Raw genomic sequence first — 18,552 nt, 5'->3', positions numbered from 1 at the left:
GTCGCGCATGGCAGCCGAAGAAGCGATCGCGCGCCCCGTGGATGGGCCCGGCATGCATACCGCCAGCGCGCCCCTGCCGGAAAGGGGGGAGCCGGCCGAGCGCGCGCCGCACGGCTGGCGCATTGCCGGCGTGCTGCTGCCGGCGCTCTTCCTCATCGCCGTGGAGGCGCTCGTACGAGGCGATGTGCTGCCGGACAATCTCGTGCCCGCACCATCGGAGATCGCACGAGCGCTCTGGCAACTGGGCGGCGAACACCTGCTGCAGCACATAGCGCAAAGCACGCTGCGCGTGGCGGCAGGATTCGGCTGCGGCGCGCTGCTTGCGGTGGCCGTCGGCGCGGCAATGGGTCTGAGCCGTCGTCTCGACGCGCTGCTCGATCCGAGCTTCCAGGCGCTGCGCGCAATTCCCTCTCTGGCATGGGTGCCCGTGCTGCTGCTGTGGATGGGCATCGACGAGGCGCCGAAAATCACGCTCGTCGCGATCGGCGCGTTCTTTCCCGTGCACCTGAGCGTGATATCAGGAATCCGAAATGTCGATCGAAAGCTCGTGGAACTCGGTGCGGTGTATCGACTGTCGTCTTGGCGGCTGTTCGTGCGCATCCTGCTGCCGGCGGCGCTGCCGCACATCTTCACGGGCCTGCGCACGGGGCTCGCTGTTTCGTGGATGTTCGTCGTCGCGGCCGAACTCATCGCCGCGACCCGCGGGCTTGGCTATCTGCTAAGCGACGGGCGCGAGACGGGCCGCCCCGATATCGTGTTCGGCGCGATCATTTTGCTGGGTTTGCTCGGGAAACTGACCGACAGCGCGATGAAAACGGTCGAGGCGCACGTGCTTGCGTGGCGCGATACGACGAACGAGGGAGCGCGCGCATGATTGCCGGCTCATCGTCCAGCGTGGCGGCGCCGTTTGTCGACATCGACATTCGCGAGAAGCGCTATGGCGAGCGCGCGGTTCTGGGCAACCTGCGGCTCTCGCTCGCACCCGGCGAAATCGTCGCGCTGCTTGGCGCGAGCGGCTGCGGGAAAAGCACGCTGCTGCGCATCGTGGCCGGGCTGGACCGGGACTACACAGGCAGCGTCGCATTCAACGGCGAGGTGCAGCACGGGCCGTCGCCGCTCGCGGGCGTGGTGTTCCAGGAGCCGCGTCTGTTGCCGTGGCTGCGCGTGGACGAAAACGTGTGCTTCCCGGAACGCGCGCGCGGCGAGGCGCTCGTGCGCGCGCGTTCGTTGCTCGACGAGGTCGGCTTGCGGGCCGAGGACGGCGCACGCTGGCCCAAGCACCTGTCGGGCGGCATGGCGCAGCGCGTGGCCATTGCACGCGGGTTGTTCACGCAGCCGCAACTGCTCCTGCTCGACGAGCCGTTCAGCGCCGTCGATGCGATGACGCGCATGCGCCTGCAGGACCTGCTGCTGACGATCGTGCAGGCGCACGGGATGGGGGCGCTCGTCGTCACGCACGATATCGACGAGGCGCTTCATCTGGCAGACCGGATCGTGCTGCTCGAAACCGCCGGCGGCTCGCGTTCAAGGCCCGCGAGCCGCATTTTCGAAGTGGATACGGCACGGCCGCGCCGGCGCGAGGACACGCCCGGATCAGCATGGCGCCGGGTCTTGCTCGATACGCTGGAGGCCTCGGCGCGATAGTGCGCCGCGGAGGCGCGCTTCAAGGACGCGTTCGGCGCGTCGCAGGCGCCGTTTTCGCTTTCCGCCGATCCCGCATATGGCTACCAGGCGTGCGCGCACGCAACGGCCGTGCCCGCTCGTGGCGCGAAACGCCCGCGAAGTCCGGGCGCGCGCGTTGCGCGTCAGCGGGTAGCGCAATCGAGGGAGGGCCATCATGGAAACGATCGAGCGCCGCTCGCAAACCGAAGTCCGCGTGGACGACAAGCTCTATGCATTCGACTCCGGCGAGCAGGCAGACCGCTTTGAACAATGCGCGCGCGAAGGCCGCGCGAGCGAGTGCGTAGCGAACTATCCGCCGCGAACGACGGCACCCGTTTCCGCGCCCGCCGCGTTGCATCGTTCGGGCGCGGGCATCACCATCGGGCCGCCGCCTGGCGCCGTGGACGAGGAACCTTGAAGCCGGAGTGGAATGGGCATTGAATTCAGGAAAGCGAACGATGGAACGAAAAAAGCGAAGCACGGCGGAGGAACGCGAGGAAGCCTAGTATGACGAAGCGGTCGAGGAATCGTTTCCGGCCAGCGACGCACCGGCCTCGGGCGGCGCGACACGGATCGAGCGTCCCGTCTAAGAGGGCGGCAACGAACGGGAGCAGGCGCGGCGAGACGTCCCGCATGCCGCCTCGGACGATATGGACGAACCCACGGGCAGCGGCGATTCCGGCGCGTGAATCGCTACGACCAGGCATTCAAGGAGATTGCGACGACAACGGTACCGCAAGCGATGACGCGTGACGCCATTTCGATAGGGCGCACGATACGATTCGCCGGGCGGCAATGATGATGGCCGATCTCAAGGTCAAGGTCGGCTCGCTGCCCGTCTGCGATGGGGAAAAGCCGGTGGGCACGGTGACGGACGGCGATATCGCGGTGCGTGCCGTCGCGTCGGGCGTCGAACCCGTTGCGCCCGTACGGGAAGTGGCCACGCGGCACGTGCAATGGTGCTACGAAGACGACGACCTCGCCGCTGTGACGCGGAAAATGGCGGGCAACCGGATTCGCCGCGTGCCCGTGGGGTGTCGTCGCCTTCGAAGCCGGACCGCTAGCCCCCGCCGATCCCCTGCAGCACCTTGCCTGTGCCGCCGCATACCGCGCAGCGCTGGCCTTCGACGAGGCCCGTACCGTGGCACGCACTGCACAGGTCCTCGCCCACGCCCGGTGCGTCCGGCGGCCCTTGGTCGCCAGGGTTGAGCGGGGTCGGGTTCTCGCCGGATGCCTGCTTGTGAGATTGCATGATTCGATCTCTCCAATATTCAGGTTCGCACGAATCTGCGCAGTCGCCGTGCCTGAAGGCACGCACTGAACGCCCGGCGTGCATGAAGCGCAATCGATTCAGGGAGGACCGCGATGGGACCGCATCGCATTCTTGTCATCCGGCATGCGGGAGAAGCCCGGCGCAACGCTTGGCGCCAGCGTGGACGCCGATGGCCGGCTCGACGAAGAAAGCCTGGCCGTGCGAGGCTGGCAGCGCGCCGGTGCGCTCGCGCGGTTGTTGTCGGCGGGCGGGCACCCGCGTAGCAGGCGGCTGCGGCCCTCGACGGTATTCGCAACGGGCGTTCGGCAGGCAAGCCCGAGCAAGCGTTCGATGCAGACGGTCGAGCCGCTCGTCGCCTTGTTGCGCGAAAGCGCTCACATAAGGTACGAGACCGCTTACGCGAAAGACGAGGGCGCGGCGCTGATGGCCGATGTCCTCGCGCAAAACGGCGTCGTTCTCATTGCGTGGGAGCACAAGGTCCTGCCTTCGCTGATCGCACATCTTCCCGACGCGCCCGTCGTTCCTTCGGCGTGGCCCGACGATCGCTTCGACATGATGTGGGTGTTCGATCGCGCTGCACGCGGCTGGTCGTTCGTGCAACAGCCGCAACAGTTGCTCGCGGGCGACAGCGCGCTGCCCATCGTCTGACGAGCGCGTCTTGCGTCTATGGGCGCCCGTGTCCTCGGCTGGGCTGGCGCGCGGCGCGGACGCCTCTTTCGCCGCCGAAGCGCCTTGGCGCGGCCGCGCGATCCGCCCTGCTTCTGCTGATCGCTGCCGGAGCCGGGCGCAGTGGCCTGGCGCCCGAGACCGGTGCCGTAGGGCGACGCGCCAGTGCCTTGTGCGTGTGCGACCGGGCAGCCGACCGACGCGCAGAGGGTCGCGACGGCCGCGAGGAAGTTGAGCCTTTTCACGGTGTCTCCAGAAATCGCCGGGGTCCGTGTTCAGGCGCAAGGGCTGTGCCGGTGCCGCGCATGCAAGGGCCGCGCGCGCGGCGGAAACCGCTGCCAGCGGCAAACCCGCGCCGCTTCAGCGGCTTCGGTGCGCGCGCGCAGCCGTCAATGCGGCGGTGAGTTGATCGACACTCACGGGCTTGACGAGGTGCCGGTCGAAGCCGGCTTGCGCGGTGCGAAGCGCATCGCCGGCCTGTGCCCAGCCGGTCAGCGCCACCAGATGCAGGTCGCGCAAGCGGGCGTGCGCGCGGACCTGCTGCGCGAACTGGCAGCCGTCGATGCCCGGCATGTCGAGGTCGACGAAGGCGACCGCGGGCGCGCACTGCTCCAGCGAATCGAGCGCTTGTCCGCCGTCATAGAAGACGGCGCATTCGCAACCGAGCACGCCGAGCAGCTCGCCGAGGCTGTCGGCGGCGTCGCGGTTGTCGTCGACGATCAGCACGCGCGTGCCTTCCAGTCCGGCGACGGCGCCCGCCACGCCATGGGGCTCGACCTGTTCGAGCGCGTCGCCGACAGGCAGCGAAACGACGAAGCGGCTTCCGAGGTTCCTGCCCTCGCTGGTGGCCGAGATCGTGCCGCCATGCAGTTCGACGAGCTTCTTCGACAGCGCGAGCCCGACGCCCAGCCCATCCGTGTGCCGTTCGGGCTGCAGGCGGCCGAAAAGCGTGAAGAGCAGCGACGCTTCTTCGGGCGTGAAGCCCACACCGTTGTCGGTCACCGAAACGACCGCGCGGTCCCGCGCGCGTTCGACGGCAATGTCGATGCGGCCGCCCGCGGGCGTATATTTCGCCGCATTGTTGAGCAGATTGGCAAAGACCTGGGCGAGCCGCACGTCGTCGCCGTCCAGATGCAGCGGCGCGGGCGCCTTGCTCACCGCAAGCGTATGGCGGGCGTTGTCGATCGCCGGGCGGCTCAGTTCGAGCGCGGTCTCCAGCACGGCGTTGATGTCGATGCGCTGCCGGCGCAGCGGGACGGCGCCGTTGTTGATGCGCGCCACTTCCATCAGGTCATCGACGAGCCGCACCAGATGACCGAGCTGGCGATCGAGCATGTCGAGCACGCGTTTGCCGTCGCGCGGGGCTGGGCTGGCACGCAGGATCTGCAGACCGTTGCGGATGGGCGCGAGCGGATTGCGCAGCTCGTGCGCGAGCGTCGCGAGAAAATGGTCCTTCATGCGGTCGATCTGTTCGAGCTTCGCTTCGCGCTCGCGCAGCAGCGCTTCGTCTTTCGTTCGCTCGATCAGACTGGCCGCCTGGTTCGCCAGGATGTCGAATAGCTGTAGCTGCCGCGCGCCCGGCGTGTAAGGCGTGCCCCAGTGCGTGGAAAGCATGCCGATCAGCTTGCCGTCGCGGCCGCGCAGGGGCGTGGTCTGCATGCCGCGGATGCCCGTCTCGCGGTAGACGGCGAGGTCGGTGGTGCCGGCGAAGGCCGGGCAGGCTTCCGCGTCGGGGACGATCACCCGTTCGCCCTTCGCCCAGGCGGCGCCGCAGCTCGTCGCCGAGTCGATGAAGACGGTGCGCCAGTGCTCGGCTGCGGCCAGCGTGAAGCCGCAATACGCGATCAGATCGAGCCGCTGCGGGCCGCCGTCCGGGCCGGACAACATCTGCAGGCTCGCGAAATCGGACCGGAGCAGTTGGCGGGCCGCTTCCACGATGCGGCTGTACAGCGCCGACGGCTGGTGCTCCACCAGCAGGTGCAGGGAAAGTTCGTGCAGCGATCTGCTGTCGGAGAGGTCCTCGTTGAGCAGCGCAATCAGCGTTGCAGGATCGGTGCTGGTCCCCGGGGGCGGGGTCATCAACGGATCTGCGTCTCGCGTTGTCATTGTGTCTCCGCTGTGGGGCGCCAGGTGGCGATCAGGCATTCTAGGCGGCTTTGCCGGGCGCGTGTCATTCCCGCTTGCAAGCGCTTTCGGGCTTCGTGTCCGCTGAAGGGGCTGCCGGCCATGCGACGGAGCAGGCCCGGCGCCCGGCCTTCGGAGCCGGTCAAGTCCTGCCATATGCATTCTTTACCGGGTGCGCTGCCTGCCGGGGCTTCGATTGGGGAGCCGCCTCACAGCAAACGCCATACCGGGCCCCGCGTTACGCCGCCAATGGCGTTTTGCGTAAGAATGGAGTGCTGAAGGCGGAAGGGAGGCCATATTCCTGCCGGCAGACCTGGTCGTCCTCCGATGCGCGCCCGCGCGCTTCCCGCAGGCTGGCCGACGTGCGGCGTTCTTTTGCGAATGGAGTCCATCGTGAATGAGGGGACCCGTGTTGGCGCTCAGGTGGTCGATCATCTGGTGCGCCACCGTGCGCTGTTGACGCGCCGCTGGCTGCGCGCGGTCAGCCAGTACATGCGCATCCGGCCGTTCAACCGCGAGGCGGCCGCCGGCTTGATCAACCAGCTTCCGTCGCTCTTTGCCGAACTCTGTTCCGTGCTCGCAGGCGACCCGCCGGAGATCGTCTCGAAGCGGGCGCTGGACGACGCGCGCGCGCACGCCAGCGTGCGCTGGCGCCAGGGCTTCGCACTCGACGAACTGTTTCTCGAGCTCGATCTGTTGCAGCGGTGCATCAAGATCAGCGTGCGCGAATATTTCGTCGATGCACCGTCTCGCGAAGGGCAGACCGAAATCTACGAATGTATCGAGGCGTTTTTCGGCGACGCCATTCGGGGCGCCGTTGCGCAGTTCTCGGCCCAGCAGGATCGTCGTGTGAACGACGCGCTGAACGATCGCGACCATGCGCTGGCCTCCCAGCGCAGGAGCGAGGAACGGCTGCGCATGGCCGCCGAAGCCGCGGGTCTGGGCATCTTCGAATGGGACCCGTCGACGGGCGCCGCGGTGTGGGAGAACGAGCGGATGTTCGAGATCACGGGGCAGCCACGCGAAAGAGGTGCGTTGAGCGCTACGGCGTTCTTCGCGACGGCCATACTCGCGGAAGACATGGCGCGTCTGCAGACACTGCTCGACGCCGGGAGAACGTCGCCGGCCGACGTGCATGTTGTCGTCGGCATCCGGAAGGTGCAGTCCGGCGCGCACTGCATCGTCGAAATTTCCGGGCGATTCATGGACGAAGCCACCGGTCTGCGGCGCGTCCTCGTGGGGACGATGGCGGACGTAACGAGCCGCGTGCGCGCGGAGGATGCGCTGCGCGAGGCAGACCGCCGCAAGGACGCGTTTCTCGCCACGCTCGCCCATGAACTGCGCAACCCGCTTGCACCGATTCTGAACGCGGCCCATCTGCTGCACCGGCGGGAGCTTTCCGCGCAGCAGCTGGCGTGGATTCAGGGCATGGTCGAACGGCACGCGAATCATCTCGCCCACCTCATCGACGACCTGCTCGATCTCTCGCGTATCTCGACGGGAAAGATTCGCCTGCGCAAGGAAATCTTCGACGTGCGCACCGCGATCGAAAGAGCCATCGAGATGAACGCCCCAGCGGCTGCGGAGCGCGGGCACCGGCTGGAGGTGACGGGAATGCCGGAACCGCCCGCGTTCGTGCGCGGCGACCTGACCCGCATCACCCAGGTGCTGTCCAATCTTCTCGATAACGCCAACAAGTACACCCGCGAGGGCGGTCATATCCAGATCGACGTCCGAAGCGCGAATGGCCAGGTTTGCGTGGCGGTAACCGACGACGGCATCGGCATGGACCCCGCCACCATCCCGACGTTGTTCGAGATGTTCGAGCAGGCGCCCGAGTCCGGCCGCGGCGCGAGGAGCGGGCTCGGCATCGGGTTGTCGGTTGCGCGATCGCTGATCGCCATGCACGGCGGGACCATCGAGGCCTGCAGCGAGGGGCCGGACAAGGGCAGTTGCTTCACGATCAGCCTGCCCGCGTGCGATACCCCCGCCGACGGGCCGGGCGAGGGCTGGCCGCCCGGCGAGGCGTCGGTCCCGAGCCCGCGCCGCCTGCTGATCGTCGACGACAACCACGATGCGGCGACGTCCCTCGCGCAGATACTCGACAGTCACGACGTGCGGGTGGCCGGCACGGCTGCGCAAGCCCTGGCGCTCGCCAGGGACTTTCAGCCCGAAATGGTGTTCCTCGATCTCGGGTTGCCCGACATGTCGGGGCTGGAGGTGGCGGCGCGACTGCTGGCTCAGTCGATCGCCCATCGCCCTGTCCTCGTGGCTCTCACGGGCTATGGTCAGCCGGAGGACCGCGAGCAGACGCGCGCGGCGGGCTTCGACCACCATCTCGTCAAACCGGCGTCTGTCGAGGAAATCCTCCGCCTCATCGCGCGATCCGGAAAGCAGGACGGCGACGCCACGGGTCTCGACACCGGGATGCCTCGCGGCCTCCATTGATCCCGGCTTGCTCGCAGCATGGGCCACGCCGCATGAGCGTGTGCAATCCTGGCCGATTTGGCCGATCGTCTCGCGCGGAACGGCTGCCGGTGTCGCTTGCGGGCAAGGGTGACGTTCCCGGGCGCGAGTCCATGAGCGCAGTCGTGGAAGCAGGCCGCGGCGAACCGCGTGCTAAAGGCGGCGACCCGAGGCAACGCGATTTGCACTGTTGCGTACGCGCAGTCTGGAACGCCAATTGCGCCTTCGGACGACGTTGAGTTTCCGGGGAAGCCGCCATGGGCAAACAGTCTAACAGGCATTCCACCGCCGACCGGCTAGCCGCAGTGCCGGACTCGAGCAGTCCGGCATACGCCGGCCAGCACCCGCTGAGTCGCGCGTTCGACTCGTTCGCCGCGGTCGTGACGCGATGGGCCGGCTCGCCTTTCGCGTTCGGCGCCGCGCTGGCGAGCGTTGTGCTCTGGATCGTCGCGGGGCCCGTCTTTCGTTATTCGGAGGGCTGGCAGCTCGTCATCAACACGGGAACGACCATCGTGACGTTCCTCATGGTGTTCCTCATCCAGCAAAGCCAGAACAAGGACAGCGTGGCTTTGCATCTGAAGCTGAACGAACTGCTCGCGGCAAACCGCTCGGCCAGCAATACGCTGATCGGCATTGAAGACGCGTCTGAGGAAGATCTGCGAAGGATCGCCGACGCCTACCTCAAACTCGCCAAAAGGGCAGGGCAAATGGGCCGCGAGGCAGAGCGCCGGGCCGTGGAAGCTTCAGCGACAGCGGCGCGCGGAAAGTCACCGGAGGCCGGGGCGTGAGGGAATGGGTTAGGGAAGGTTGCCGAGGATGCCTCCGGGCGCCGGCTTATTTCTGGCGAGTCGGCCAGGGCTCGAGGCCCGAGGCCGGAAGTCAAAAAGAAGCGAGCGTGCCCGATTCCCGGGCGTGAGCCGCGCGGTCACGCGCTTTCGACGAAACAGGGGCGGCCGGCGCTTTGTCAGGCACCCGTGCTACGATCGACGCGATTCCACTTCAATCTGTGCGAGCCATGGCGACGTTGTACGACTTGCTGGGTGTACGCGACGACGCGAGCGACGAGGAAATCAAGCGGGCCTACCGCCGGGCCGCGATGAAAGCGCATCCCGACCGCAATATGGGACGCGAAGCCTCCGCGCATGCGCAGTTTCAGGAAATCAAGGAGGCTTACGCGATCCTCTCCGACGCGGCGCAGCGTCGTGTCTACGATGCGGTCTATGCCGAGGAGATGGGGCGGCTCGCGCGTGAGCAGGAAGAAGCGGCGCGTGTGCGGGAGGCTGCGCGCCAGGAAGCGTATGCGCGGCATGTATCCGTCGCAATGCGCTTCGCCGGGCAGGGCTATAACCGGGATGTCGTATTCGGCGTGCTGCTCGGCAGCGATTGCGAATTACAACTGGCCGGCCGCATCGCCGATGGCGCGGTCGAGTTGCACTTGTCGCGCCAGACGCGCAAGTCCCACACGCGGCGGCCGGGCGACTCCGCTTCAAACGATGCCGGGCAAGCGGACGCCGTGGTGCCTCCATCGGCCCCGGAAAGCACGCGCAACGGCGAGCCGCCACCCTCCGGCGAGCGCCCCCACTCGAGCTTCTTCAGTGCGATCTGGCACGGTATGTTCGGGCTACACCCCTGAACGGCGCCCGCCGCGGCGGCACAAGCGTCAAAGCTGCGAATCGAGCACCGCGACGGCGCGTTCCAGCAGTTTTTCGGCGAGCGGACGGCGGCGCCATCCGTCAAGCGTGATGCGCTTCGCGTGGGCGATGTCGCCGTCGAATATCGCGGTCTGCCGGCGCGCGAAATCGCGGTCATAAATGTTGAGATTGGCTTCGTCGTTGAGCTTGAACGAGCGGCTGTCGAAGTTCGTCGAGCCGACCGACACGAGATACTCGTCGACGACGATCAGCTTGCAGTGGAACATCGTCGGCTGATACTCGTACATCCGAATGCCCGCCGCGAGCAGGTCGCCCCAGCACGCGCGCGACGCCTCGCGCACCGTGTGGGTGTCGATGCGCTTGCCGGGCGTGACGATGCGCACGTTCACGCCGCGCTTCGCCGCCTCGACGATGGCGTTGATCGTCAGCTTGTCGGGGACGAAGTACGCGCTCGACAAGTCGATGGAGTGCGTCGCGGCGGTGATCGCCATGAGGTACATCAGCTGCATGTCGTCGCTGCCGCCCGAGGGCGAACTGCTGAACATGTGCGCAAGGCCGCCGCCCGCCGCGTCGATCCGCGGAAAGTATTCCGGCCCGTGCAGCACATTTCCCGTCGACTTGACCCAGTTGTCCATGAAGACGGCCTGCATCTGTCCGACCGCCGGGCCTTCGACGCGAAAGTGCGTGTCGCGCCAGTGCTTCTCGTCCTGCGCGTGCCCGGCCCATTCGTCGGCGATGCCCACGCCGCCCGTGAAGCCGATGCGCCCGTCGATCACGAGCAGCTTGCGGTGCGTGCGGTCGTTCATGCGGCCGAGTCCGGTCCAGTGCGGCTTGTGATACTTGATGACCTGCGCGCCCGCGTCGCGCAGCATTTGCAGATAGCGCCGGTCCATTTTCGACGAGCCCACCCAGTCGAGCAGCACGTGCACCGCGATACCGGCACGAGCCTTGTCGGACAGCGCACGCGCGACTTCCTCGCCGATCGCGCCGGACCAGTAAATGAAGGTCTCGAAGGTGATCGTGCATTGCGCCGAGCGGATGCCTTCCAGCATCAACGGAAAGATTTCGTCGCCGTTCACGAGCACCTCGAAGCGGTTGCCCCCGACGACGGGAAGCCCGAGCAGCAGCCCCATCGAGCGGATGAACTGCGGATTGTCGCTTGCGTACAGCCGTTCGATCTTGTGCTCGATCTTTTTCTCGCCGCTCGTCAGGTTCGCGATCACCAGCACGACGACGAGCGTCACCGCGACCGTCAGGGCAATGAGGGCAATCGTCGACATGCGTGATCCTCGCGTTGCGAATGTTCTACGGAAACGGTCCGTGTCGATGTCAAGGGCGCCGCTTGCTCCAAAGCGCCGATTCGCCCGGGCGCGCGCACGCGCGCCGGGCGCGAGATGTTTCGGAGCCGTTCACCTCGCGCGGCGGTTTCAGCGCTTCCCGCAGCACGTTTCGCACCAGGCGCGGAACGCGCCAGGGGTTTCACCGACGCGCCGGCCGCCGCGTAATTGACGCAGATCAGCCGAAGGAGCGCTGCCCGTGCGAGGCTCGTTTCGATGGTCCGCTTCGGACCGATTCGACGGAGGCGACGATGAAGACCGATTTGCAGCTCAAGCACGACGTGGAGGCGGAACTGGAGTGGGAGCCCGCCGTGACCGCTTCGAACGTAGGCGTGGAAGTGAAAGACGGTGTGGTGACGCTCGCCGGTCATCTTTCGAGTCTCGGCGAGAAGGTCGCCGCGGAACAGGCGGCGCGCCGCGTGGGGGGCGTACGCGCGCTGGTGGTCGAACTGGAGGTGCGTCTGCCGGGGCAGGACGTGCGCACCGACGAGGACATCGCGCACATCGCGCGTTCCGTATTGCGCTGGACGGCCGGGCTCAGCGACGGCGCGGTGCAGGTGCAGGTCGAGCGGGGCCACGTCGTGCTACGGGGCGCGGTCGACTGGCCGTGGCAGAGCCAAACCGCCGTGCGCGCCATTACGCAGTTGCGCGGCGTCGCGGACGTGACGGATCGCATCGAAGTCCGCCATACCGTCGCGCCGGAACAGATCAGCCAGGACATTCTCGACGCCATGCGGCGGCATGCGGACCGCGAAGCGCGCCATATTCAGGTCACGGTGACGGAGGGCACGGTCCGGCTCTCCGGCAAGGTTCACTCGTTCGCCGAACGCGCCGTGGCGCGCGGCGCGGCGTGGGCTGCACCGGGCGTGCGCGCCGTGGTGGACGATCTGACCGTCGAGTGACGCAGCGATTGCCCAAGGCCGGCGGCCAGGTCGCGCCGATCCAAAAATGGATAGATTTTCGGCGGGCGGCGGTCCGGTCGGCCTCGCGGCGGCTACAGCAGCGCGGATTCCGGCGCGAAGAAGTGAGCGCGCGTGACGGCTGGTGTATGCAGCCGGGCGATCCGGCGATCGACGCCGCCATGGACGACGCGCTCACCGGCAACGCCGCGTTCGCCCAGGCACGAGCGAGGCGCTGGCGAGGCCTTCGGATTGGGGGCGCGAAAAGGGCCTGGGCCTCATCACGCCTTCGATTCGTGCTCAATTGATGGAGATCAGTCCAAACGGGAGCCGGTTGCGTAGGGTGGATGCGTCGACATGACACGACACGACGTGCGCCAGGGAGGCCGTCCGATGACAAAGCCCGTTTATAGAAAGATTCTCCTCGCAGTCGACGGCGGCGACTCCGCGCGCCGCGCCATACGGGAAGCCGTCGCGCTCGCGGCGCTTGCGCACGCGTGCGTGCATGCCGTGTACGTCGTGCATAAATGGGGCCTCGCGCCATACTCCGGCTACTTCGATCCCGATGCGCTTGGCAAGGTGCTGAACGAGGACGGTCGCCTCGCGCTCGAAGAGGTGCGGCGCGCGATGGCCGACCACGAGGTCCTGGGCTCGGTCGAAATCTGCGAGACGCTCGGCAAATCCGACTCGATCGCGGAATGTCTGCAGCGCTGCGCGAAAATGCAGGAAGCCGATTTGATCGTGATGGGCACGCACGGCAGGCATGGCGTGAGCAGGGCGGTGCTGGGCAGCGTTGCCGAGGGCCTTCTTCGCCTGTCGTCGTGTCCGGTTCTGGTCGTGCACGGCTAGGGCCGGTGCATTGACGCCATGACATGCCCGGCGACGTGGCTCGCGAGGCGCGCCGGGCGCCCGCCCTCACGCCACGCCGAGCCACTCCTTCAACTGCGCGGCCCGTGACCGGCTCACCGGGACGACGCTGCGTTCGCTGTCGTCCATGACGAGGTTCATGCTGTCGTCGGCTTTGACGAGTTCGACCGCGTACGGCAGGTTCACGATGTGGCTGCGATGCACGCGCAAAAACGTGTTGCTGTCGAGGCGCAGTTCGAGGTCCGCGAGCGACAGGTTCGACAGGTAGCGGTCGTCCTTCGTGACGATCGTCGTGTAGTGGCCGTCGCCCTGAAAGCGCACGACGTCCTTCAGATCGATGAGAATCACGCGGTTCTTGCGGTACACCGGAATCTTGAAGAGCCGCCGCGGTGACGCGGGCGCGCCCGCAAGCGGCTCGGACGAGGGCTCGGTCGTGAGGTCGGTGAGGTCGTAAAAGATCATGCAGGTGCCGCATGCGCCGTTCATGTCCGACATGCGCGACACCTTGAGCATGAGAATCCGGTCGGGGATGTTGATCATCATCGCGACCGGCGGCGGCGATTTCACCGGGCAGCCGCCGGCGTCGCGCGACTGCAGCAGGAAGCGCAGCTTGTCGCGGCTTTTCGCGGGGTGCAACTGCACGACGTCGATGCCGAACAGTTTCTCCTGCGCGACGCCGAGCGACTGCTCGCCGGCGGGCCCGAGAATCTGCAGCGCGACGTCGTTGAACGCGCTGACGCGCCCGTGCGCGTCCAGCCACACCACGCCCGGATTGAACTGCTCCAGCCGGTGCTGGAAGGTCTCGGCGCGGCGCGCGTCGGTGGTCGGCATGGCGTGCTCGAACGGTTTCATCCAGGGTTCTCCCCGATGCGGCCGCGGCTTGGTGCGCGGCTTCTGCTGCGGCGGGACGCTGCCTCCGTTTTATGTCCTTTCCTTCTTTCACGCAAGTTTTCCGGCGCTCGACGCAGCCAGGCCGCCGTTCGGGAAAACCCGTTGAATTGCTGCGTTGCATTGTGAAATCCTGAACTTCAGGACGATGACAACAAGGAGACTAGTGTGATTCCCCGCCCATTCGAATACCACGCTCCCCAAACCTTGTCCGAGGCGTTCGCGCTGCTCGGCGCGCACGGCGATACGGCGAAGCTGCTCGCGGGCGGCCACAGCCTGCTGCCGATGATGAAGCTGCGCTTCGCGCAGCCCGAACACCTGATCGATCTCGGCCGGCTCGCGGAACTCAAGGGCATCCGCGAGGAAAACGGCGCAATATGGATCGGCGCGATGACGACCGAGAACGAGCTGATCTGGTCCGCGCTGCTGCAAACGCGCTGCCCTCTCATCGTCGAAGGCGCGCGGCAGATCGCCGACCCGCAGGTGCGCTACCGCGGCACGCTGGGCGGCGATCTTTCGCACGGCGATCCCGGCAACGACCATCCGGCGCTGATGGTCGCGCTCGACGCTTCGTTCGTGCTGCAAGGCGCGGCGGGCGAGCGCGTGGTGCCCGCGGACGGCTTCTTCGTCGGCACCTATGCAACGCTGCTCGAGCCTGACGAGATCTTGACCGGCATCCGCATTCCGATGCCGCCGCCGGGCACCGGTTACTGCTACGCGAAGCTCAAGCGCAAGACCGGCGACTTCGCGACCGCCGCCGCCGCCGTCACGTTGCGTCTTGCCGGCGGCAATGTCGAGCATGCGCGCATTGCTCTGACGAATGTCGGCGACACGGTGATCCGCGCGACCGACGCCGAACACGCGCTCGTCGGCAAGCCGTTCGACGCGCGCGCGCTCGACGAAGCGGCGCGGCTCGCGATGGCGGCCTGCAATCCCGTCGCGGATCTGCGCGGCGACGTCGACTACAAGCGCGCGATGGCGGGCGAGATGACCCGCAGGGCGCTCGGCACGGCATACGAACGGGCCGCAAACCCGGCTCGTCCTTGACTCACGGAGAACGCGAAATGGCCAGCAAAACCATGGTGTCGTTCAGCCTCAACGGCAGCGAGGTCGACGTCGTCGTCGAACCGCGCGAGTTGCTGATTCACACGCTGCGCGAAAAGTGCCAGCACACCGGGCCGCATATCGGCTGCGAGACGTCGCATTGCGGCGCCTGCACGGTCGATTTCAACGGCATGTCCGTCAAGTCCTGCACGCTGCTGACCGTGCAGGCGCAGGGTGCCGAGGTCCGCACGGTCGAAGGGCTCGCCGAAGGCGGCACCTTGCATGCGCTGCAGGAGGGCTTCATGCAGGAGCATGGTCTGCAATGCGGCTTTTGCACGCCGGGCATGCTGATGCGCGCGTACCGCCTGCTCCAGGAGAACCCGGACCCCACCGAAGCGGAAATCCGCTACTGGATGGCGGGGAACCTGTGCCGCTGCACGGGCTATCAGAACATCGTGAAGGCCGTGCAATACGCGGCGCGCAAGCTGCGCGGCGAAGCGGCCGAAACCTCGCATCCGCTCATCGAGGCGGGCGCGGCGCACGCGCACTGAGCGCCGGGAGACACGTCATGGGCAATCTCGACGCCAATCTGGACCGTCTCGCCGCGCTCGAAGGCATGGGCTGCTCGCGCAAGCGCCGCGAGGACCCGCGCTTCATCCAGGGCAAGGGCAGCTACGTGGACGACATCAAGATGCCGGGCATGCTGTTCGGCGTGATGGTGCGCAGTCCGTACGCGCACGCGCGCATCAAAAGCATCGACAAGTCGCGCGCGCTCGCGCATCCCGGCGTGCACGCCGTGCTGAGCGCCGACGACCTCAAGCCGCTCAAGCTGCACTGGATGCCGACGCTCGCGGGCGACGTGCAGGCGGTGCTCGCCGACGAGAAAGTCTGCTTCCAGAATCAGGAAGTCGCGTTCGTCGTGGCCGACGACCGCTATGTCGCCGCCGATGCGGCCGAACTCGTCGAAGTCGAATACGAGGAACTGCCGGCCCTCGTCGATCCGATGAAGGCGCTCGAACCCGACGCGCCCGTGATTCGCGAGGACATTCGCGACAAGGATACGGGTGCCCACGGCACGCGCAGGCATCCTAACCATATTTTCACGTGGACGATGGGCGATCGCGACAAGACGGACCGCATGTTCGAGGCCGCCGAAGTCACGGTCAGGCAGGACATCGTGTATCCGCGCGTGCACCCGTGCCCGCTCGAAACCTGCGGCTGCGTGGCGTCGTTCGACAAGGTGCGCGGCGATCTCACGGTCTACATCACGTCGCAGGCGCCTCACGTCGTGCGCACCGTGGTCGGGCTCCTGTCGACGATCCCGGAATCGAACATCCGCATCATTTCGCCCGATATCGGCGGCGGCTTCGGCAACAAGGTCGGCGTGTATCCGGGCTACGTGACGTCGATCGTGGCTTCCATCGTGCTCGGCCGTCCGGTCAAGTGGATCGAGTCGCGCAGCGAAAACCTCTCCAGCACCGCGTTCGCGCGTGACTATCACATGACCGGCGAACTGGCCGCCGACAAGGACGGCCGCATCAAGGCGCTGCGCGTAAACGTGGTGGCCGATCACGGCGCGTTCGACGCGTGCGCCGACCCCACGAAGTGGCCCGCCGGCATGTTCCATGTCTGCACGGGCTCGTATGCGATCCCCAATGCGTTCGTGTCCGTCGACGGCGTGTACACGAACAAGTTTCCGGGCGGCGTCGCCTACCGCTGCTCGTTTCGCGTGACCGAGGCGGTCTACCTGATCGAGCGCATGGTGGACGTGCTCGCCCAGAAGCTCGGCATAGACAAGGCCGAGATCCGCTTGCGCAATTTCATCAGCAGGGACCAGTTTCCCTACACGACGCCGCTCGGCCTCGAATACGATTCGGGCGACTACGAAACGGCGCTCAAAAAGGTGCTGGCCGCCGTCGACTACGACGCGCTGCGCGCCGAGCAGGTGCGGCGCCGCGCCGACCCGAACGCCGAGTGGCTGATGGGCATCGGCGTCGTGAACTTCACCGAGATCGTCGGGGCGGGGCCCTCGAAGATGTGCGACATCCTCGGGGTCGGGATGTTCGACTCGTGCGAGATTCGCGTGCACCCCGACGGCTCGGCCATCGCACGCATGGGCACGATCACGCAGGGCCAGGGGCACCAGACCACGTACGCGCAAATCATTGCGTCGGAGGCAGGCATTCCGGCCTCGAAGATCGCGGTGGAAGAGGGCGACACCGCCACGGCGCCCTACGGGCTCGGCACCTACGGCTCGCGCTCGACGCCCGTTGCGGGCGCCGCGGTCGCGCGCGCCTCGCGCAAGATCCGCGAGAAGGCGCGCCGGATCGCCGCGCATCTGCTCGAAGCGAGTCCCGAGGACGTCGAATTCGATCTCGACCGCTTCGTGCTGAAGGGCTCGCCCGAACAGTTCAAGACCGTGAAGGAGGTGGCGTGGGCCGCCTACAACAACGTTCCCGAAGGGCTCGAGATGGGCCTCGAGGCGGTCGACTACTACGATCCGCCCAATTTCACGTTTCCGTTCGGCGCCTACGTGTGCGTGCTCGACGTCAACCGCTATACCGGCGAGATCCGCGTGCGCCGCTTCTATGCGCTCGACGACTGCGGCACGCGCATCAATCCGATGATTATCGAAGGGCAGATCCACGGCGGCCTGACCGAAGGCTTCGCGGTCGCGCTCGGCCAGGAGCTGCCCTACGACGAGGCGGGCAACCTGCTCGGCGCCACGCTGCTCGACTACTTCGTGCCGACGGCCATGGAAACGCCGCATTGGGAGACCGACTTCACGGTGACGCCGTCGCCGCACCACCCGATCGGCGCGAAGGGCGTGGCCGAATCGCCGCACGTCGGCTCGATCCCGTGCTTCACGTCGGCCGTGGTCGATGCGTTCGCTCATCTCGGCGTCACGCACATGAACATGCCGCACAACACGTACCGCGTCTGGCAGCAATGCCGCGAGCTCGGTCTCACGCGGCCTGCCTGACGCGAATCGCGGGAGGATGAGGAGTCCAGAATGAAAATCGTACTCGACAAAGCGTTTCCACTCGACGCGGGCGCGGACCGCGCGTGGGCGCTCATGCAGGACATCGAAGCCGTGGCCGGCTGCATGCCGGGCGCGAAGATTACCGAACGCGTCGACGACACGCACTACAAAGGCACGATCACGGTGCGGCTCGGCCCGGCGACCATGTCGTTCAAGGGCGACATCGAGGTGCTCGCGCTCGACGCCGCGGCGCACAGCCTGCATCTGCTCGGCAAGGGCACGGATTCGACGGGCGGCTCGGCGGCGACCATGGATCTCACGGCCAGCGTACAGCCCAGCGGCGAAACCAGCACGCTGGCCGGCAAAAGCGAGGTGACGATGAGCGGCAAGGCCGCCGCGCTCGGCGGCCGGCTCATGGGGCCCGTGTCGGAGCAGTTGCTCAAGCAGTTCGTCGCGAACTTCGCGGCGCGGCTCGATGCCATGGCGGCACCGCAAGCCGCGCCTGACCCCGCCGCGCCCGCTTCCCGCGCCGACGGTGGAACCATGCCCGGCGCGACGCCGCCGGAACCGGTCGCGCGTGCGGCCCCCGCGCAGCCCGCCGAACTCAACGGGCTTGCGTTTCTATGGGCCATCGTCCGCGACTGGCTGCGCGGGCACTTCACGCGCAAGGCGCAAGGCCGCTGAGGCGGGC

At 67.1% G+C, this 18,552-nt stretch carries 17 protein-coding genes and 1 pseudogene; 14 read left to right on the top strand and 4 right to left on the bottom strand.

Annotated features, from left to right (window positions below; all coding sequences use genetic code 11):
• Window positions 1-7 precede the first annotated feature (7 nt).
• The 4 genes and pseudogenes from BLU17_RS17560 to BLU17_RS34560 form a co-directional block, all read left to right on the top strand.
• Complete coding sequence (locus BLU17_RS17560; protein WP_245746906.1) at window positions 8-874, top strand: ABC transporter permease; 867 nt, start codon at window positions 8-10, stop codon at window positions 872-874.
• On the top strand, window positions 871-1,644 hold the full coding sequence (locus tag BLU17_RS17555; protein WP_091998818.1) for an ABC transporter ATP-binding protein: 774 nt from the start codon (window positions 871-873) through the stop codon (window positions 1,642-1,644). Before BLU17_RS17560 ends, BLU17_RS17555 begins: the two co-directional genes overlap by 4 nt.
• Window positions 1,645-1,837: 193 nt before the next feature.
• Window positions 1,838-2,080, top strand: coding sequence for a hypothetical protein (locus BLU17_RS17550; protein WP_091998816.1), 243 nt, complete (start codon window positions 1,838-1,840; stop codon window positions 2,078-2,080).
• A gap of 377 nt (window positions 2,081-2,457) precedes the next feature.
• A pseudogene (locus tag BLU17_RS34560) lies at window positions 2,458-2,646 on the top strand (CBS domain-containing protein); the annotation flags it as partial.
• A gap of 76 nt (window positions 2,647-2,722) precedes the next feature.
• Here the strand turns inward: BLU17_RS34560 and BLU17_RS33210 are convergent.
• Window positions 2,723-2,914 (bottom strand): hypothetical protein, encoded by a 192-nt coding sequence (locus BLU17_RS33210; RefSeq protein WP_176929126.1) that lies wholly within the window; start codon window positions 2,912-2,914, stop codon window positions 2,723-2,725.
• Window positions 2,915-3,046: 132 nt separating this feature from the next.
• Between BLU17_RS33210 and BLU17_RS17540 the strand changes: the two genes are divergently transcribed.
• Window positions 3,047-3,583 carry a phosphoglycerate mutase family protein gene (locus BLU17_RS17540; RefSeq protein ID WP_245746905.1) on the top strand — a complete coding sequence of 179 codons (537 nt, stop codon included), beginning with the start codon at window positions 3,047-3,049 and terminating at the stop codon, window positions 3,581-3,583.
• Between the two features lie 378 nt (window positions 3,584-3,961).
• Here the strand turns inward: BLU17_RS17540 and BLU17_RS17535 are convergent, their stop codons facing one another.
• Window positions 3,962-5,680: a hybrid sensor histidine kinase/response regulator gene (locus BLU17_RS17535; RefSeq protein ID WP_176929125.1), complete on the bottom strand. Its 1,719-nt coding sequence runs from the start codon at window positions 5,678-5,680 to the stop codon at window positions 3,962-3,964.
• 438 nt (window positions 5,681-6,118) lie between these two features.
• On the opposite strand from BLU17_RS17535, the gene BLU17_RS17530 reads away from it, so the two are divergent.
• From BLU17_RS17530 to BLU17_RS17520, 3 genes are all read left to right on the top strand, one after another.
• A complete protein-coding gene (locus BLU17_RS17530; protein WP_176929124.1) occupies window positions 6,119-8,173 on the top strand; it encodes a hybrid sensor histidine kinase/response regulator in 2,055 nt (684 codons plus the stop codon).
• Between the two features lie 275 nt (window positions 8,174-8,448).
• Complete coding sequence (locus BLU17_RS17525; protein WP_091998805.1) at window positions 8,449-8,979, top strand: low affinity iron permease family protein; 531 nt, start codon at window positions 8,449-8,451, stop codon at window positions 8,977-8,979.
• Window positions 8,980-9,206: 227 nt separating this feature from the next.
• A complete protein-coding gene (locus tag BLU17_RS17520; protein WP_091998802.1) occupies window positions 9,207-9,824 on the top strand; it encodes a J domain-containing protein in 618 nt (205 codons plus the stop codon).
• 27 nt (window positions 9,825-9,851) lie between these two features.
• Here the strand turns inward: BLU17_RS17520 and cls are convergent, their stop codons facing one another.
• The gene (gene cls, locus BLU17_RS17515) at window positions 9,852-11,123 is read right to left on the bottom strand and encodes a cardiolipin synthase (RefSeq protein ID WP_091998799.1); all 1,272 of its coding nucleotides are present in this window, start codon (window positions 11,121-11,123) and stop codon (window positions 9,852-9,854) included.
• Between the two features lie 308 nt (window positions 11,124-11,431).
• Here cls and BLU17_RS17510 point away from each other — a divergent pair, with 308 nt between their 5' ends.
• A complete protein-coding gene (locus BLU17_RS17510; RefSeq protein ID WP_091998797.1) occupies window positions 11,432-12,082 on the top strand; it encodes a BON domain-containing protein in 651 nt (216 codons plus the stop codon).
• 390 nt (window positions 12,083-12,472) lie between these two features.
• Entirely contained in the window at window positions 12,473-12,928 is a 456-nt protein-coding gene (locus BLU17_RS17500) for a universal stress protein (RefSeq protein ID WP_091998791.1), read from the top strand.
• Window positions 12,929-12,994: 66 nt separating this feature from the next.
• On the opposite strand, the gene BLU17_RS17495 is transcribed toward BLU17_RS17500, so the two are convergent.
• Window positions 12,995-13,798 carry a LytTR family DNA-binding domain-containing protein gene (locus tag BLU17_RS17495; RefSeq protein WP_091998788.1) on the bottom strand — a complete coding sequence of 268 codons (804 nt, stop codon included), beginning with the start codon at window positions 13,796-13,798 and terminating at the stop codon, window positions 12,995-12,997.
• Between the two features lie 204 nt (window positions 13,799-14,002).
• Here BLU17_RS17495 and BLU17_RS17490 point away from each other — a divergent pair, with 204 nt between their 5' ends.
• The 4 genes from BLU17_RS17490 to BLU17_RS17475 are packed head-to-tail and all read left to right on the top strand — an operon-like array spanning window position 14,003 to window position 18,545.
• Window positions 14,003-14,881, top strand: a complete 879-nt coding sequence (locus tag BLU17_RS17490; RefSeq protein WP_091998786.1) for an FAD binding domain-containing protein — start codon at window positions 14,003-14,005, stop codon at window positions 14,879-14,881.
• Between the two features lie 17 nt (window positions 14,882-14,898).
• Window positions 14,899-15,429, top strand: a complete 531-nt coding sequence (locus BLU17_RS17485) for a (2Fe-2S)-binding protein (RefSeq protein WP_091998783.1) — start codon at window positions 14,899-14,901, stop codon at window positions 15,427-15,429.
• A 17-nt stretch (window positions 15,430-15,446) separates the two neighbouring features.
• Entirely contained in the window at window positions 15,447-17,861 is a 2,415-nt protein-coding gene (locus tag BLU17_RS17480; RefSeq protein WP_091998780.1) for an aerobic carbon-monoxide dehydrogenase large subunit, read from the top strand.
• 30 nt (window positions 17,862-17,891) lie between these two features.
• The gene (locus tag BLU17_RS17475) at window positions 17,892-18,545 is read left to right on the top strand and encodes an SRPBCC family protein (protein ID WP_091998777.1); all 654 of its coding nucleotides are present in this window, start codon (window positions 17,892-17,894) and stop codon (window positions 18,543-18,545) included.
• Window positions 18,546-18,552: the final 7 nt, after the last annotated feature.

This window comes from Paraburkholderia lycopersici, assembly GCF_900096975.1.
GTDB classification, from domain to species: Bacteria; Pseudomonadota; Gammaproteobacteria; order Burkholderiales; family Burkholderiaceae; genus Paraburkholderia; species Paraburkholderia lycopersici.
This window is presented reverse-complemented; position numbering and strand designations above follow the sequence as displayed.

Excerpts from the sequence above, each read along its gene's own strand:
- BLU17_RS17480 (WP_091998780.1), top strand. The coding sequence starts at position 15,447 with ATGGGCAATCTCGACGCCAATCTGGACCGTCTCGCCGCGCTCGAAGGC.
- BLU17_RS17495 (WP_091998788.1), bottom strand. The coding sequence starts at position 13,798 with ATGAAACCGTTCGAGCACGCCATGCCGACCACCGACGCGCGCCGCGCC.
- BLU17_RS33210 (WP_176929126.1), bottom strand. The coding sequence starts at position 2,914 with ATGCAATCTCACAAGCAGGCATCCGGCGAGAACCCGACCCCGCTCAAC.
- BLU17_RS17510 (WP_091998797.1), top strand. The coding sequence starts at position 11,432 with ATGAAGACCGATTTGCAGCTCAAGCACGACGTGGAGGCGGAACTGGAG.
- BLU17_RS17555 (WP_091998818.1), top strand. The coding sequence starts at position 871 with ATGATTGCCGGCTCATCGTCCAGCGTGGCGGCGCCGTTTGTCGACATC.
- BLU17_RS17525 (WP_091998805.1), top strand. The coding sequence starts at position 8,449 with ATGGGCAAACAGTCTAACAGGCATTCCACCGCCGACCGGCTAGCCGCA.
- BLU17_RS17475 (WP_091998777.1), top strand. The coding sequence starts at position 17,892 with ATGAAAATCGTACTCGACAAAGCGTTTCCACTCGACGCGGGCGCGGAC.
- BLU17_RS17520 (WP_091998802.1), top strand. The coding sequence starts at position 9,207 with ATGGCGACGTTGTACGACTTGCTGGGTGTACGCGACGACGCGAGCGAC.
- BLU17_RS17500 (WP_091998791.1), top strand. The coding sequence starts at position 12,473 with ATGACAAAGCCCGTTTATAGAAAGATTCTCCTCGCAGTCGACGGCGGC.
- cls (WP_091998799.1), bottom strand. The coding sequence starts at position 11,123 with ATGTCGACGATTGCCCTCATTGCCCTGACGGTCGCGGTGACGCTCGTC.
- BLU17_RS17535 (WP_176929125.1), bottom strand. The coding sequence starts at position 5,680 with ATGACCCCGCCCCCGGGGACCAGCACCGATCCTGCAACGCTGATTGCG.
- BLU17_RS17550 (WP_091998816.1), top strand. The coding sequence starts at position 1,838 with ATGGAAACGATCGAGCGCCGCTCGCAAACCGAAGTCCGCGTGGACGAC.
- BLU17_RS17485 (WP_091998783.1), top strand. The coding sequence starts at position 14,899 with ATGGCCAGCAAAACCATGGTGTCGTTCAGCCTCAACGGCAGCGAGGTC.
- BLU17_RS17560 (WP_245746906.1), top strand. The coding sequence starts at position 8 with ATGGCAGCCGAAGAAGCGATCGCGCGCCCCGTGGATGGGCCCGGCATG.